We start from the raw sequence: 17061 nt of genomic DNA, 5'->3' as shown, positions 1-17061 counted from the left end.
ACCCGAGCAGGGCCGAACCGGCCCGCCGCAGGCCGGTCAGTTCTGTGCAATACATATACGGGCTGGTTCTTTGTGTCATCGTGCTCAGCTGCTCACGGGACGGGCGCGTGAACCCCGCGCCCAGCCAGCGGTGTTCGAGCGGGCGGACCGAGCTGAGCTCAGCGAGAGAATTGAGATCCACGTCCGTCAGGGTAAAGCTGTGTATCGCTTCTACGCGGAGGCGAAACCGCCGACACGCTCGCAATGAATAGCTTGAACAACATCAGCCCACTGAGCCTGGATCCACCGGTGACTCTCGGTGGTGTTTGGTGGGTTGAGCCCGGTCTTCCGGCAGGGGCGTGTTGCTGGCTTCGAATCCAGCCGACGTCGTTTCCCATTTCAGTGTGGAGTACATGCCGCGACTCGGTGCCCAGCCAATTTGGTCATGATCACCTGATTCGCCTCCCAGCCATCAGGGAACTTGGCGGGCACGCCCAGATGCACGGGCTCGGCGGAGGGATGACTGTCGAGCAGGTCGACAATCCCTTCCCGCGCGACAACGATGCACGCCTGCCGATGCCGGGAGGTGAGCACGCACAACCGTCCGGCTTCGAGGTGGAATGCGGTTGCGTCGCGGCGTCCGGATAGGGGGTGGACCACGATCGTCAGTTCGAATTCGCGGCCCTGCAACCTGTTCGCCGTGTTGACCGCGACCTCGGCTGCGTGCGGGTTGCCGGTGCGATTCAGGGCGAGGCGGACGAGGTCTGCTTGGTCGCGGTGGGCGACGCCGATGGCGATGTCGGTAGCGGACAGTTCGCGGCCGTCTGGGTGGTGTTCGCAGGTGGCGACCGCGCCGCGGTCGAGGACGCGGGCGGCGAGATTCGCTGCGGCCTGGATGGTTTCGCCGTCGGTGCGGGGGACGTGGCGACGTGGGAGTTCGTGGAGGGCCCACCCGGTGGCGAAGGCGGTGGCGAGGGTTTCGTCCAGTTCGGTGTTGCCGAGTGCTCTGGTGCGGAAGTGCATGGATCGGGTACCGGGCCCGGTGCCGGCTGTGAAGGGTGTGAACGGGTAGAACGCATCGGCGATAGTCGGGGCGGCGGTGGCGGGCAGTCGCCAGGACACCGGCAACGTATGGACCGGCGTAGTCGGGTTGTGGTCGAGCATGACCGTCACCCCGTTCACGGTGGGGTCGTGCGGGAGGCCGATCCAGCGTTCGGTGCCGACCATGGTGAACGGGTCCAATTGTCCGGGGTCGCCGACGAACAGTCCGCGATCGAAGCGTTCCACGATCTGCAACAGGGTGTCCGAACGCATCTGGTAGGACTCGTCGAGAATCGCCCACCGGAACCGGCCGTCGCGCACGGTCGCCCATTTGGCGGCTGTGCCGACAACGATTTTGCAGCCGGACAGGTCGGCCAAAGTCTTCCCCACTGTCGACGCCACACCCACAGCACGCGGCGGGGTGTAGGTGCTGCCGGACAGTCGGCCGATCGTCAGGTTCGGGTGTTGGTCGGCCAGGCGCAGGATCATGTCGTCAACCTGATTGTTGGTCTGTGCCACCACGATCGGGCGTTCGTCGTGGTCGAGGAGGTGTCCGGCGGCGCGGACCACCAGGGTGCTCTTTCCGGCGCCGGGCGGGGAGTCCACGACGATGGCTCGGTGGTCGCCGGCCAGGTCGGCCAGGATCGATGTGGTGGCGTGCTCGGCGGCGGCTGCCGCGTTCGTGTAGTCAGTCATCATCGCCCCACTCCTCCGCGGTGGCGTCGTCGGGAACTACGCCGTCGGAGTCCGAGAGGTCGGCGTTGGTGTGGGTCCAGGGGAGGTCTGCCCAGTCCGGGAACACCGGGTCGGGTCGCCAGCCTGGGTTGGGCAGGTAGGCGACGGACCGCCCGAGTTCGGGAATAGCCTCTGGTTTCGGGGTTTTCGCGGTGCCCATGCCGGCGATGACCTCGATAGTGACCACGCTGGCGGAGCTGTCGAGTTCGGTGGACACGATCGTGGCTTTGTGCCCGGCGGGCATGTGGGGGCTGATGAGCTCGGTGCCGTCGGCGAGCCGCGTCGGATCCAAGGTACGGATGGTGACCAGCGGCCTCAGGACTCGCCGGCCCTTGTCGCTGCGGACGACACGGTCGGGTTCGGTATCGATCACTTCTCCGGCGAACGCTTCGCCGATGCTGCGGAGGTCCGCGAGCACGAACGGATCGTCCAGGGCGGCATCGGTCTGGTAGTCCGCCAGCGCGCGCTCGAGCCGAGCCAGCCGCCGGGCCGCAGCGACAGCGCCGTCGCGGGTCGGTTGGGGCAATGCGGTGCCGGAGTCCTGGGCATCGGAGAAGCTGGTGAATCGAGCACAATCACCGGCGAATCGTTTTGAGGCGCGGGGCGCTTCGGGCAGGCCTCTCAGCAGCGCAATTGCCTCCCACACCATCCGCCATGTCGGTTTGATCTGTTCGTTGATCAGTTCCCGCAGCTCTGTCTGCGCGGCTGCCAGCGCCACAGTGTCACCTGCGGCGCGTGCGGCGTCGAGGTCCCTGATCGCGGGCGCGAGGTGCGTGTTGTCGAAGTACGGATCAGTCGCCGGCCCGGCGGGCGGGCATACCGTCGGGTTCTCCGCGTCGAGCAATGCTTGTTCGACGCTCGTCCCCGGTGGTGGCGCTATCCAGGCCATCAGCGCGGCCAGGTTCTGGTCCTCGAAGCTGCTCTGCCCGGTCGCCCAGTGTTCGGTGAGCAGGTCGGTGACCGACATCAGCATCGAGGTGCCGGCTTGTTCGGCCGAATCGGCCAGGAAGGTCAACCATCGGCCCAGCTCAGGGACACCGTCGGGAACCGGGTAGTCGCCGGTGGTGTCGCGGAACCTGCAGGCGCGGCCCAGGTCGGCCAAGAACTTGATGCCACCGCGGTTCGGAACCAGGATCTGCGGGGCGTCGGTGTAGAACGTCCGCGTCTCACCGCTGCGGGTGCGGCTGTCGTGGCGGTCAATGCGACAGAAGTTGATGTGGCCCATGATTTTTCGGCCCAGGTCTGCGGCGAAGACGAAACGCTGGACCCGGTCACGGGGTTGTCCGACCACGAGCAGCGTCGGCGCGTGTTTGGCGTCGCCCACGATCGCGGCCAGTGGCGCTCCTGCCTCACCCGCCATGGTCAGCGGCACCACCACCAGTGGGCGAGGGGACAGCCGCCGATGCTGGAACTTGGTGATCGCCACTGCTCGCATGCTGTCCATCGCTTCCAGGCGGGCGAGCGCGGACACACGGCTCATCACGCACCTCCGGCGTCGGCGGCGGTCACTTCGCCGCGCAGCCGGGCCGCATGCCGCAACGCAGCGGCGATCTCGACCTGGTCGGGGGCCGGGATCAGTTCACCACGTGCCAGACCCAATGCCATTGTGGCGGTATCGATCCCGCCGAACTGTTCACGCACAGCCGAGCCCAGGACATCCAGGGACGCGCTCTCGCGGGCTCGGGAACGGCAGAAACGCGCCATCTCGCAATGGCTTAAGCATTCCGGGCGGTAGTTCGCCGGGACTGCCTCCAATGCCTCCACAAGCTTGTCGACCGGGCGTCGCGGCTCACCGTCACTGCCGACTCCCAGGTCGAAGGTCAAGCCTTCCGGGAGCTGGTCGACCAGGTCGACGATCTTCTCAATCCGCCTCAGCTGGCGAGCGAGGTTGCGGACCTGTTTGCACGCGTCGACCGTCGCGCCGACGGCGCGGTTGCTGAAGTTCTTCGGCGCCACCAGCACGACCGTGTCCGCCACCGCGTCCGGTTCGATCCCGTGCTCGGCGAACATCGCGCGCAGCGCGATGATGTACGCGGCGGCCTGAGTCGTCGCCGAGCGCAGCAGCGCCGGGTTCGCCTGCCCGTCGATGATCGGGAAACTCTTGATCTCCACGATGTAGAACTTGCCGCGGACCCGGAAGGCGACGAGGTCCGGTTCGAGGAAGACCGGGTACCCTCCCACGACCAACCGCAACATCGGGTGGTCGAACAGGGTGCCCTCGATCTCACCGCGTGCCACCCCGACGAGCTGCTGGCAGGTCTTGGCGTGGCGGACCGAGGGCGTGGCGTCGCCGGCGACCTCGTTGAGGTCGGCGTGCCCGACCTCTGTCGGGTCGAGTTCCAGCGTCTCGCGCAGAATGCGGAGCAATTCGGCGCCACCGTTCGCCTTGACCATCGCCTCGAACGAGTTGCCGCGGGTGATGGCGAAGACGGACTGCCCGTAGGTGGTCGGGTATCCGGCGTGGGCGGCGATCGCGCTCTTGTCCGAGCCCGACGCGTCCAGGACCGCGCGCAGCGCGCAGCGCGGATTGTTCTCGAGTGCCGCGAGGGATCGAGCGTTGTAGGGCAGGCGGGCCGCGGATCCGCGCAGCACGTCGAGCCTCTTGTCGGGGGCTACCTTCACAGGATTCGGTTTCCTCGAGGTGGGTAGGTGGGTAGAGGGGGTGGGCGTGCGCGGCGTCAGCTGCTCGACCGCGCCTGGTTGAGCTGCTGTAGTTGGGCTCCGAACAGCTGTTGGCCATCGCTGAGCTGTTTGCGGGCGCGCCGCGCGGAGCTGACGCGAGTGGCGTGATCGGCCGGGGCGTGGATGGCCAGTTCCGCGGCGGCGGCATCGATGACGCGTCGTGGATCGGCTGCGGCTCCGCCGGAGGCCGGGTCCGTCGCGTCGGGAATATTTGCCGCGAAGCGCCACAGCAGGCGTTGCGCGGCCGGGGTCGGGCCCGTGTCGGTGGTGCGAGCCTGTCGAACCGCCTCGGCGATGTTGATCGCGCTGCCGAGGAAGCCGACTCGCGGCGACAGCGGGCCGATGATCCGCTGTTCCAGCGACCAGGTGCTGATCGTGACAAGCGCGCGGGCAGGTCCGAGTAGATCGTGGGTCAGCGCCGGGCACAGATAGTACGGACGGGCGCCGGGCGCGGCGCGGTAGGACCGTTCCTCGTCGCGCCGCAGGCTCGACAGTTTCGATGCCGACAGCTCGCCGGGAAAGAACGCCTCGTGCACGCTGACGATCAGCTTCGGCGCCGCCGGTGCCTGCAACAGCATCAACGCCCGGTGCGCGTGCTCGCGCGCGGGCAGCATGGTCGCCTGCGACGCCGCCGCCGTTGGCGCAGGTTCTGCCGCAACGAGTCCGGGGGCGGAGTCCGCTACTTCGACGAGGCTGTCCCAGGCCCGTTCCGCGCGGCGCAGCTGGGCACGCAACTCGGCGGCGCGTTCGGCATCGCCGGCTGAGGAAGCGTCCCGGATCGCCCGACGTAGCTCGGCGATGTTCTTCTCCAGCACGTCCAGCGGCTCGCTCATACCGAGGACGATACCAGAGTTCCAGAATGTTCCAGATTTTCTCCCGGGAATGCGGTATGGTCGGTGTCGCTCGGCCTCCCATTCGATCCGCGACGGCGCATAGTGAGCCGTCCACCCCTTCTCGGAGAATCTCTCGTGACCGGACGCATCTTCCACACTTCCGACTGGCATCTGGGCCGCCACATCGGACGCCGCCGACGCGACGACGAGTTCGCGGCCGTTCTGGCCGAAATCGTCTCGATCGCAGAGAATTTCGCACCCGACCTCATTGTGCACAGCGGAGATCTGTTCGACGGGTCCCGCCCGAGCCTCGACGATCTGCGTCTGGCGTCGGAGACGCTGCGGCGACTCGGGCGGATCGCACCGACCGTGGTCGTGGCCGGCAACCACGACACCCGCCCGGTCCTCACCTTCCTGCAGTACGTACTCGATGCGGCCGGGCATACCCCCGACCATCGGGTGAGGTTCGTGACCGACACCGGCTCCGGCGGTCCCATGGTCGCCGAGTACCCCGCCGCCGATGGCGAACACACCATCCGCATAGGCGCGCTGGCGTACCTGCACCCCAATCGGTTCACCTACGACCTCGCCGATCCCGGCACTGCCACGACATCATTCGCCCAGCAGATGCGGCACGTGCAGGGCGAGGTCTACCGGCGGCTCGGCGCCGGACGGGGGCCTCGCGACATTCTGGTCTACGCCGCGCACCTGTTCGTGGAAGGTGCGACCCCTTCACACTCCGAGCGCCCGATCTCGCTGAGGTCGGACTACGCAGTGCCAGCGGCGAGGCTGCCGCTGGTCGACTACGGTGCGCTGGGGCATATTCACAAGCCGCAACGCATCGACAGCGTCGGATTCCCTGCCCACTACGCCGGCAGCCCGCTGCAGCTGGACTTCGGCGAGACCAAGGACACCAAGAGCGTCGTGCTGGTCGAGATCGATCCCGGCAAGGACCCTCGGATCGAACTGGTCCCGCTGAGTTCCGGCCGTCGGCTGGTGAAGCTGACCGGCACGTTGGACGAGATCGCCCAGCGCGCAAGGCGTGTCGGAGACGCCTGGGTCAAAGCGATCGTCGATACCGACAGCCCCACCCTCGGGCTGTCGGAAACCCTCGCAGCGATGCTGCCGCACGCCACGATCATCGACATCCAAGAGCGTCGTGCGGGAACAGCCAGCCCGATCCTCGACCGTTCCGCCGCGACCGCTGAAGTGCCCAGCGCCGAAAGCCTGTTGCACGACTATCTGATCGACCGCGAGGTGACCGGCCGACGCCTCGACCACGTCATGGCCGCTCTGGCCCACTTGCAGAGCGAACCCGATCCCATAGATCCCGCACCGTGTTGTGAAGAGAAACTGCTCACCGCCGCCATCGACGGGCACGGCCTCGACGACGTGGACCGGGCCGGACTGCTGCCCGGATTCGCCACCGACGGATCGGCGGTGCGGTGATGCAGCCACTGACTCTGACGGTCAGCGGGTTCCGCAGCTACTCCACGGTGGTCACCGTGGACTTCACCGGCAAAGGCCTGACCGCGATGCTGGGTAACACCGGCGGCGGCAAGAGCAGCCTGTTGGAAGCCATCACCTACGCTTTGTTCCGCGGAACCACGTGGGACGCCCGCAGTTCCGGCCAACTCATCGCGGACGACTGTGACGCCATGAGTGTGGAGTTCACCTTCCGGCACGACGGGCAGCGCTGGCGGGTGAGGCGCACGATGCACGCCAGCAACCCCAATGCCGGGCGCCATCACCTCATCAATCTCGACACCGGTGAGGAGGTCGACCGCGCCAAACCGGTCGACGCCCGGATCGAATCCATCCTGGGGATGGGCTATGAGACCTTTCTGCGCGTCGGACTGCTGCCGCAGGGCCGATTCGATCAACTCCTAACCGCTCCCACCAAGGAGCGCACCGCTCGCCTCCGGGAACTGTTCGGCGCGGATTCGTTGACCGAGGCACGTCGACTCGCCGAGAAGCAGAAGGAACGACTCGACGGCCTGATCGGGCAAGCCTGCTTCAAGCGCAAGGCGATGCCGGAGGATCCGGCGCAGGCCGCGCGTGATGCGGGCATGCGAGCAGCAGAGTCCGAGTCGCGAGCCGCGCATCTGGCCACCGCCCTCGATTCGATCTCGGATCTACGCGAACAGGCCTCGATGTCGCAGCTGGCCGAAGGCCGCGCCTCAGACGCCGTGCGGCGCCTCCGCGACCACGCTGCGGCCAACCCCATGGCAGCTCTCGACGACCTGCAACCACTCGCGGATCAGCTCGCCACCGAGGCTGCGGGGCTCAGCGCTCGCTCGGTCGAAGCGAAGACCCAGGAGTCCGATCTGGTGAGCCGGATCGCCGCCTGCGAGAAGGCTGGTGAGGGACTGGCCGCGCTCGGCAAGGCCGCGGTCACTATCGACGGTCTGGCTGCGCGCGTGACGGAGCATCGCGACGCCCGCGCTGCAGCCGGCACACGTGCGGCTCAGCTCACCGTGGAGAGCGACCGGATCGCCACCGCGGAACAAGAACTGGCCGATCGTGTGAAGCAGGCCGCACCGCTCACCGCAGCCGCCGACGCTGCCGAACGTGTAGCCGCATCGGTCCACGACCGCGCGGAGACCCTCCGGGCCGGAATCTCCGGCGCAATCGCTGCCGCGCTGCACGCCGCCGACACCTCCCGCGCGCACCACGATGCGCTCGACCAGCTGGCGGAGTCGCAGCGGATCGCTGCCGGGTTGACAGCCGCAGAGTCCGCCGCGGGTACAGCCCTACGGGCAGCCGAAGCCGCGGTCGCCGCGGTGACGCAGCGCAATCAATCCGCCGCGATCGCCAGCGATCTACGCCCCGGCGACGACTGCCCGGTGTGTCATCGCCAGCTCGCGGAGTCCTTCACCCCGCACGCCGCAGCCACCGCAACCGACCTGCGCCAGGCGAAGGCCACGCACCGTGAGGCCCAGCGCGACCACAATCGCCTCACCGACGAACGCGCCCGGGCGCAGGCCAAGGTAGACCTCACCCGGGAACAGGCGAACCAGCTGCGACAGAACCTCGAGACGGCACGGACCGATGTTGTCGACGCCACCGACAGTGCCAGCCGACTGATGGTTGAATTGGCCACCGCCGCAGAGACTTTCGATGCGGTCACCGCCGCGGCAACCCTGCTGTCCGCGACAACCGCGTTGTCCCAGCCGGGAACCGACACCGATCTCGATCAGCTGACTGGCGACATCGCCACCGACGTCGCCCATTGCGAACGAGCTGCCGACGAGCACACCCGCTCGCTACGTCGCCACGCTGACAGCCACACCGCGATTCTCGACGCCGAGCGCGCGGCATTGAGCAATCGCAAGGACCGGCACAAGGAGGCGGTGCGCGCCGCAGCCGCAGATTCGAAGCGACTCACGGCGGCTCTCCAACGCACCGCAGCAGACATCGACGCGCTGCCAGGCCACATCCGTGCCCTGCTCCCCACCGAGATCAGCGATATCGGCCCCGAGCAGACGACCGCAGCGGCGGCGGTGATCGCGGACAAGATATCGCAGGTGCAGCAGCTCGTCGAGCGACGGGACGACGTCCAGCGGGAGATCAACGGAATCCTGGTCGAGCAAAGGACCATTGATCAGGCAATCCGCGCACAGATCGACAATCCATTGGCCGACCTGTACCGGGGGTTGCGCCTGTGGGAAGACACCGTCACCTCCACGCTCACCGAGCACCACCTCGACCATCGGGTTCCGGACCGACCGGTGAAACCGGACATCACCGGTGTCCGGGCATTCGCTGCCGCGTTGGCACAACTCACCGACACCGTGAACCGCGAGCTGGCCGAAATCAGCAACAAGCACCAGCACGCCGCCGAGGCCGCCACCGCGAAGATGCGTCAGATCGCCGACACGCTCGGCGATATCGATGGGTTCGACCCGTCAGCTGATCTGTCCGCTCCCAACGCCTTGCATCCGCTGGTCGAAGCCAAAACGACCGCAAGCCGACAAGCCGAGGAACTGCGCATCGCGGAGGCGGCCGCCCAGGCCCACGTGCGACCCGCCGCCGACCTCGAATTCGCCATCGCCGCCGCAAAAGCCCGTCGTGACGCGGTCGAGGTACTGCGAGTCCACCTCGTCGACGCCAAATTTCTCAGCCATTTCATCGCCCACAACACCCGTGCACTGCTGAGTATCGCCAGCGATCTGCTTGCCGAGCTGACCGGCGACGATTTCGGCTTCGCCGAGAATTTCGACATCGTCAGCCGCAGCAGCGGTGTCGTGCACAGCGCGAACCGACTCTCCGGCGGCGAAAAGTTCCTCGCGTCTCTCGCATTGGCCCTGTCCCTCGCCGAACTCCACTCGCGCAGCGGCCCCCGTCTGGGATCACTGTTCCTCGACGAAGGCTTCGCCACCCTCGACACGACTGTCCTCGACACAGCCCTGGACGTCCTTCGGACCCAGGCCGGAAGCGACCGCCACGTCATGGTCGTCAGCCACCTCCGCGCCGTTGCCGAAGCCGTCGATGACGTCTTGTGGATTCAACGCGAGACCACCGGATCCACCGCACGCTGGCTCACCGCCGCCGAACGAGACGAACTCGTGAACTCAGATCTAACCGATGGTCTACAGGCGATGATGTAGTGGATCTGAAAAGGACTGGTTGCGTCGCCGCCGGATTCCCAGCCAGCCTGATGCTCGCCGCACTCGCGCGTCTGAAACCCGACCGACCAGCAGAAACCCTCCTCCCAAAACGAAAGGACGGCTCCTTCCGGCCGTGGAACCCGGCAGCCAACCCCCTGAACAAGCCAGGCCAGCACGCCCGTTCGCGGCCCCGGAAACACCTATCCGAACCGGATCAGTCCACCGCGTCAGCCACGGAAAGATCGAGGTCGGGCAGGTCGTTCTCCCCGACGTGTCAGGGTCCGCCGATAGGATGTGCCGAGTCTCTCAGCCTCTTCCCAGACCAGGAGAACTATTCGTCGTGTCAGTCCTGTCCAGCTTCGTATGGAGCGTCGCCGACACTCTGCGGGGCCCCTACACCGAGGCCGAGTACGGCTCGGTCATCCTCCCGTTCACGGTGCTGCGCCGACTCGAGTGCGTGATGGCCCCGCACCGCGACGTGATGGCCGAGATCGTGGCGCAGTACCCGGGGGAGCAGCAGCGGCGCACACACCTGAAGCGCAAGACCCGCACTGCGGACAGCGCAGGGTTGTCGTTCTGGACGACAAGCGACTTCACGCTGCAGAAGGCACTGCAGGACCCGAACAACCTGGCCGCGAACCTCATCGACTACATCGGCGGGTTCTCCGCGAACCTCGACGTGTTCAAGTCCTTCGACTTCGAGAACGTGATCCGCACGCTCGACACACGCGAGCGGCTCGCCCAGGTCACCCGCCACTTCGAGAAACTCGACCTCTCGCCGGACGCGGTGTCCAACGCCGATATGGGTGACCTGTTCGAGAACCTAATCTACCGGTTCGCGGAGTCCGCCAACGACGGCGCCGGCCAGTTCTACACACCACGCGACGTCGTCCGGCTCCTCGTCGACCTGCTCTACGCGGAAGACACCGAAGCCCTGCGCGGTCGAGGCACCGTACGGTCGATCTACGACCCCACCGTTGGCACAGGCGGCATGCTCACCATCGCCGACGAGCACCTGCGCGGACTCAACCCCGATGCCTCCACCGCCCTGTTCGGCCAAGAGATCAACCCGCGCACGTACGCCATCTGCAAAGCGGACCTCCTCATCACCGGACAGGACGCGTCGAACGTCCGCCAAGGAGACACCCTCGTCGTCGACCGCTTCCCGGATCGTCGCTTCGACTACGTGCTGTCCAACCCGCCGTTCGGCACGGATTGGAAGGCCGTCGAGTCCGACGTGAAGAACGAGCACGCCCGCGGCGGTCAGGGACGGTTCGCGCCAGGACTACCAGCTGTCGGCGACGCGGCAATGCTGTTCCTGCTGCATGTGGCGTCGAAGATGCGCGACGTCGATGAGAGCGGCCGGGGCGGCAAGGCCGGCATCGTCCTCAACGGCTCACCGCTCTTCACCGGCGGAGCCGGCTCTGGCCCCTCCGACATCCGCGGCCACCTGCTGGAAAACGACCTGATCGAGGCCATCGTCGCGCTGCCCAACGACATGTTCTACAACACCGGCATCGCCACCTACCTGTGGGTCCTGTCGAATGCCAAGCCAGCCGAGCGAAAGGGCCGCGTTCAGCTGATCGACGCGACGGGGCTGGGCTCGAAGCTACGCAAGTCGATCGGCTCCAAGCGCGTCGAGGTCGCCGACAAGCACCGGAAGGCGATCGTGCGTGCCTTCGCTGGGGCACAGAGCGATGAGGACGAAGTCGCGGTCCCATGCAAGGTTTTCGGCAACCGAGACTTCGCGTACTGGTCCGTTACGGTCGAACGCCCGCTTCAGCTCCGCTTCGAATGCACGCCGGAGACTATTGGAACGATTGTCGAGCACAAGAATCTCGGCCAGATCACTGGTCTGACCAGGGCTTTGGAGTCGTTCGGAGACCAGCCGTACCTCAACCGCGAAAAGTTCAACCGCGAGCTCGGAAAGCATCTCGGTGATCATGGCGTCAAGCTGACCACCGCGCAGCGGAAGACGCTGTGGCAGGCCATCGGAGTCCACGATGAGACCGCCGATATCTGCCTGCACACGTCGGGTGCACGCAAGGGCGAGCCGGAACCCGACCCTGCACTGCGCACCACCGAGAACGTCCCGTTCGGTTGGGGTGAGCACTCCAAGACTCATGAGGCTCTTGAGGAGACCGTCCAGGCCTATTTCGATGCCGAGGTGAAGCCACACGTCGACAATGCCTGGATTGACTGGGACAAGATCAAAACCGGCTACGAGATCCCGTTCACCCGCCATTTCTACACCTACGTGCCGCCGCGGCCGCTCGCGGAGATCGATACCGACCTGGAGCGTGTCGTCGGCGAGATCATGACGCTGCTGCGCGAGGTGGAGGGATGAGCGAAGACGGGCGTAGGTGGTTCGGAGAACTGCCCGCACGATGGACGGCCGCCCCTATCGTGTACCACTTCGAGGTGGTACTGGGAAAGATGATCAACGCCCGAAACGAAGTGAGCGATGCGGTCTCCGCGCCTTATCTGGCCGCTGGATCTATTCAGCCCGAGCACTTGGTGCTCGACGAGACGAAGCGAATGAACTTCTCAAAGGCCGAGCTGAGGAAGTACGGGCTGAAGCGGGACGACATCGTGGTTGTCGAGGGTGGCGCGGGCTATGGCAGGAGTCATCTACTGAAGAACGACCTCGTCGGATGGGGTTTCCAGAACCATGTCGCACGGGTCCGGCAGAGGAGTGGCTTACTCATGCCGGGGTTCTTGCTGTACTGCCTCAAAGCGTGCCTCGCTAGTGGCCACATCGAGGCAAATAACCGAACCGCTACCCTGCCGTCCCTTTCACGAGAGGTTCTTGGCGCGATCATTGCTCCCGTCCCACCACCCAACGAGCAGCGCGCCATCGCTTACTACCTGGACCGCGAGACGGCCCAGATCGACGCGCTCGTGGCTAAGCAGGAGGAGCTGATCTGCCACCTAGAGGAACGGCGGCTCGCGGTCATCACAACCACGGCGCTGACCGGGATGAATGCTGAGGACGGCGGTGCGCACGACGTCGGGCGGTGGGGCAGTTCGCTTGCCGTCGAGCCATGGTTAAGCAGGGCCCCGGTCTCTTGGGACATGGCGCGGTTTAAGACTGTCTGCCGTCTCCGAGAGGAGCGCAATGTCGCGGGCACCGAGCTGATGCTGTCGTTGACGGTCAAAGGCCAGCTGATCGACCGGTCGTCGATGGCGGTCCAGCAGAACGCGGCGGACACGTCCATCCCGCGGTATTTTGTAGCGCGACCGCGTGATCTCGTCGTGAATCCGATGTGGCTGGTCGGCGGCGCAATCGGAGTATCTGACAAGCGTGGCGCCGTCAGTCCTGACTATCGCGTCTTCGAGATCGCTGATCGGTTGAATCCTTTGTACCTCCACGCAGTGCTTCGGTCTGCACCGTATTTTGATCAGTACAGGCTGTACACCCGGTCAAATACGACGTTCGATCGCAGGATTAAACAGAACGATCTCGACAACCTGCCTATTCCGATCCCGCCGATGGACGAGCAACATGCCATCGTTGAGCACATTCAGCAGCAGACAGCTCGTATCGACTTGCTCATCGCCAAGGCCCAGGAGCACATTGCGCTCGCCAAGGAGCGTCGCTCGGCGCTGATCACGGCGGCGGTGACAGGCCAGATCGATGTACGCACGGCAAGGAAAGCGAACTGACGGCGATGACAGCACCGGATGGGACCCATGAAGTGGCGTTCGAGACCGAGATCGCCGAGTACCTTGCCGCGCACGGTTGGGAGTACAGCGAGACAGACGAGGGCTATGACGTCGAGCGGGCGATCTGGCCTGAGGACGTGCACTGGTGGCTATCGGAGACTCAGCCGGAGGAGTACGCCAAGGTTGTCCGCGTCAGCACCGCTGCTGAGGCTGCGGATCGCGAGGCGTTGTTGGCCTCTCTCGTGTCTCGTCTGGACACGCCCATGGGCTCGGGTGGGGGCACGCTGAACGTGCTGCGCCGGAAGTTCTCCCACACCAGGGGCGCGACCGCGCATCTGCGGATGTGCCAGTTCAAGCCGGCCACGACGCTGAACCGGGAGGTCACTGAGCAGTACCGGAAAGTGCGGCTGCGGGTGGTCCGTCAGGTGCATTTCTCCCCGAAGCGTGGGGACACGCGGTCGGTCGACTTGGTGTTCTTCGTCAATGGCCTGCCGGTGGCCACCTGTGAGCTGAAGTCGTTCTTCAAGCAGAGGTGGCATACCGCGATCAGCCAGTACCGCACTGACCGGAGCCCGGCGGGGCAGCCGCTGCTCGGGTTCGGCACCCGCGCCCTGGTCCATTTCGCCGTCGACGACGACCAGGTCCACATGACCACCAAACTGGCCGGTGAGAAGACCTATTTCCTGCCCTTCAACCGCGGCCACGAGGACACCGGCGCGGCAGGGAACCCCCCGAACCCGGATGGCTCGGCGACGTCGTACCTGTGGGAGCAGGTCCTGCAGCGCGATAACTGGCTGGCGATTCTCGGGTCGCAGATGTTCCTCAAGACCGAGGCCGACGAAGACCCCGCCACTGGGAAGATCAAGCGGTCGACGGCGCTGATGTTCCCGCGCTATCACCAGTGGCGCGCGGTGACGAAGCTCGTCGGCTCGATCATCGAGGAGGGGCCGGGTCGCCGGTACTTGATCGAGCATTCGGCAGGGTCGGGCAAGACGAACACGATCGCCTGGACGGCGCATCGTCTTGCTCGGCTTCATGATCAGGTGAACGAGAAGGTGTTCGACAAGGTTCTGATCGTGTCCGATCGCCGTGTCCTCGACGCACAGTTGCAGCAGGCGGTCGAGCAGGTCGATGACACGGTTGGCACTGTCGCGGTCATCGATTCCGCGGCCGTGCGCCGATCCGGTGGCTCGAAGTCCCGGGCGCTGCTGGATGCGCTGACCGGGTCGGCTCTGATCGTGGTCGTCACGATCCAGACGTTCCCTTATGTCAAGGGTCTGCTGGACACGACGCTGGGTGACCGGAACTTCGCGGTGATCATCGACGAGGCGCACACGTCCCAGTCGGGCAAGACGGCCGCGGATCTGAAGAAAGTCCTCACCGAGGGCGGCGGGCAGGTCACTGAGGAGGACGAGGTCGACAGTCAGGACATCGTCAACCAGGTCGTAGAGGCCGACGCTGCTCGTGAACGGCAGATCGCTGCCGAGACTGCGGCGCGCGCCGGCGCTAGGAATGTGTCCTTGTTGGCGTTCACGGCGACGCCCAAGGCCAAGACGAAGGTGCTCTTCGGGCGAGAGACCGAGGAGGGGAAGCCGGTCTCGTTCGATGTGTACCCGATGCGGCAGGCGATCGAGGAGGGCTTCATCCTCGATGTGTTGCGCGGCTACCAGACCTACAAGACCGCCTTCGAGATCGAGCAGCGCGGCGAGAGCGGCGTCGCCACCGGCATCACCGCAGGTGGAGGAGTCGATGATGGTGGGGATCGTCTCGTCGATCCGAAGGTCGCCTCGCGCAAGATCATGCGGTTCGCGAACCTGCATCCGACGAATGTGGGTCAGAAGGTCGAGATCATCGTCGAGCACTTCCGCGCCAATGTCGCCCACCTGCTCGACGGGCACGCGAAGGCCATGGTCGTGACCGACTCGCGGCAGGCTGCCGTTCGCTACAAGATCGAGACGGATAAGTACCTTGCCCAGAAGGGGTACGGGTACCGGTCCATTGTGGCGTTCAGCGACAAGATCAGCGACGACGAGTACGGGCTCACCGACGTGACGGAGGCCTCGATGAACCCGGGTCTAGGCTCGGATCTGGCCAGGGAGTTCCGTCGGCCGGAGTACCGGCTCATGCTGGTCGCCGACAAGTTCCAGACCGGCTTCGATCAGCCGTTGCTGTGCGCCATGTACGTGGACAAGCGGCTGCCCGACGTGCACGCGGTGCAAACGCTGTCCCGGCTCAACCGCACCTACCGAGCGCCTTCGGGTGAGGTGAAGGACCGCACGTTCGTCCTGGACTTCGTCAACGACCCCGAAGACGTCCGCCTGGCGTTCCTGACCTACTACCTCGAGGCGCACGTCGAGACGGCGACAGACCCGAACCTCGTGCACCGGCTCGCGACCAAGCTCGCCCAGGCAAGGATCTATACCCCTGCGGACGTGGAGCGCTACGCGCAGGCGTGGTGGGCGCCGACCCAGTCCCATGCCGCTCTGGCTGCCGCGGTCACTCCGGCGCGTGATGAGTTCGTAAACCGGTGGACGGACGCGAAGTCGCAGCAGGACAGCCAAGCGCTCGACGAGCTACGGACTTTCCGGAAGGACTGCGGCTCCTACGTGCGCCTGTATGACTTCATGTCCCAGGTCGTCGACTACGGCACCAGCGATTTGGAGAAGCTCGCGGAGTTCCTGCGTCAGCTGACACGTCTGCTGCCCTCGGAGGAGGCAGGAGGCGACATCGACGTATCCGGGCTGGAGCTGCGACGGGTTCGCCAGATCGACCAGGGGAAGGCCAACATCTCGCTGTCCGGTGACCAGGACACACCTGGCCTGCGCGGCATCACCGGGGTCGGCTCCGGCGTTTCCCGGCAAGACCCTCAGCAGGAGCTGCTCTCGGAGGTGGTCGCCCGGATCAACGCATTGTTCGGTGCCGAGTTCGCCGACCCGCAGATCGAGGGGTTCGTCATCGCCGCGGCCGGCCTGGCCGAGGAAGACCGCCGCATCGCCGACCAGATCGACCACAACGCTATCGACCAGTTCCTGGCATCCCCCGATCTGCGAGATACGCTCACCGACGCAGCGGTACTGAACGAAGGAGCCTTCGGCAAACTCACCGGCGCACTCACCGGCGAAAACGAGCGCGCCGACGAGTTCATCCGCCTCATCGGCGCGTACCTGTACCAGTCACGCAGACTCCGCACAATCGACGACGCACAGACCGAGGACGTCCGCCCGGCACCTGAGATGCCATGAAACACGGCATCACCGAACTCCTGCCGGCCGATGGATTCAGCACCAGAGCTTCCCGGGTGATCTCGGCACAGAGGTGCCGGCGATGCCGCCGCTCACTGCGGCAGGCACTCCCACGGTCGACGCCCGCGCTGCGCTTTCTGAGTTGTCCAGAGAAGCGAGCGACAATGGAAACATGACTACAACGCGCCCCACCGAGTGGACCATCGAACTGTACGAGGACCGGGTGCGTCGGGCGGGTGAGATCCGCGACGAAATCGGTCATCGGTGGGAGGA

General features: G+C 65.8%; 9 protein-coding genes. 5 read left to right on the top strand and 4 right to left on the bottom strand.

Features of this window, described 5'->3' with window-relative positions; genetic code table 11:
* Positions 1–378: 378 nt before the first annotated feature.
* From OHB21_RS00135 to OHB21_RS00120, 4 genes are read right to left on the bottom strand one after another with little or no spacing between them, the layout of a single operon-like run.
* On the bottom strand, positions 379–1719 hold the full coding sequence (locus OHB21_RS00135; protein ID WP_067509177.1) for an AAA domain-containing protein: 1341 nt from the start codon (positions 1717–1719) through the stop codon (positions 379–381).
* On the bottom strand, positions 1709–3235 hold the full coding sequence (locus OHB21_RS00130; RefSeq protein WP_328436882.1) for a hypothetical protein: 1527 nt from the start codon (positions 3233–3235) through the stop codon (positions 1709–1711). The genes OHB21_RS00135 and OHB21_RS00130 overlap by 11 nt, the downstream gene beginning before the upstream one ends.
* Positions 3235–4377 carry a hypothetical protein gene (locus OHB21_RS00125; RefSeq protein ID WP_195142851.1) on the bottom strand — a complete coding sequence of 381 codons (1143 nt, stop codon included), beginning with the start codon at positions 4375–4377 and terminating at the stop codon, positions 3235–3237. The genes OHB21_RS00130 and OHB21_RS00125 overlap by 1 nt, the downstream gene beginning before the upstream one ends.
* A 56-nt stretch (positions 4378–4433) precedes the next feature.
* Positions 4434–5270: a hypothetical protein gene (locus tag OHB21_RS00120; protein WP_067509185.1), complete on the bottom strand. Its 837-nt coding sequence runs from the start codon at positions 5268–5270 to the stop codon at positions 4434–4436.
* A gap of 63 nt (positions 5271–5333) precedes the next feature.
* On the opposite strand from OHB21_RS00120, the gene OHB21_RS00115 reads away from it, so the two are divergent.
* The 5 genes from OHB21_RS00115 (at position 5334) to OHB21_RS00095 (ending at position 16788) form a co-directional block, all read left to right on the top strand.
* Positions 5334–6719 (top strand): metallophosphoesterase family protein, encoded by a 1386-nt coding sequence (locus OHB21_RS00115; RefSeq protein ID WP_328436880.1) that lies wholly within the window; start codon positions 5334–5336, stop codon positions 6717–6719.
* Positions 6719–9880: an SMC family ATPase gene (locus OHB21_RS00110; protein WP_328436878.1), complete on the top strand. Its 3162-nt coding sequence runs from the start codon at positions 6719–6721 to the stop codon at positions 9878–9880. The genes OHB21_RS00115 and OHB21_RS00110 overlap by 1 nt, the downstream gene beginning before the upstream one ends.
* 340 nt (positions 9881–10220) lie before the next feature.
* Entirely contained in the window at positions 10221–12227 is a 2007-nt protein-coding gene (locus tag OHB21_RS00105; RefSeq protein ID WP_328436876.1) for a type I restriction-modification system subunit M, read from the top strand.
* Positions 12224–13546, top strand: coding sequence for a restriction endonuclease subunit S (locus OHB21_RS00100; RefSeq protein ID WP_195142847.1), 1323 nt, complete (start codon positions 12224–12226; stop codon positions 13544–13546). The genes OHB21_RS00105 and OHB21_RS00100 overlap by 4 nt, the downstream gene beginning before the upstream one ends.
* Before the next feature lie 32 nt (positions 13547–13578).
* Positions 13579–16788 carry a type I restriction endonuclease subunit R gene (locus tag OHB21_RS00095; RefSeq protein ID WP_328436872.1) on the top strand — a complete coding sequence of 1070 codons (3210 nt, stop codon included), beginning with the start codon at positions 13579–13581 and terminating at the stop codon, positions 16786–16788.
* Positions 16789–17061 lie beyond the last annotated feature (273 nt).

Origin of the sequence: Nocardia puris, assembly GCF_036051655.1 — a bacterium.
Classification (GTDB): domain Bacteria; phylum Actinomycetota; class Actinomycetes; order Mycobacteriales; family Mycobacteriaceae; genus Nocardia; species Nocardia puris.
This window is presented reverse-complemented; position numbering and strand designations above follow the sequence as displayed.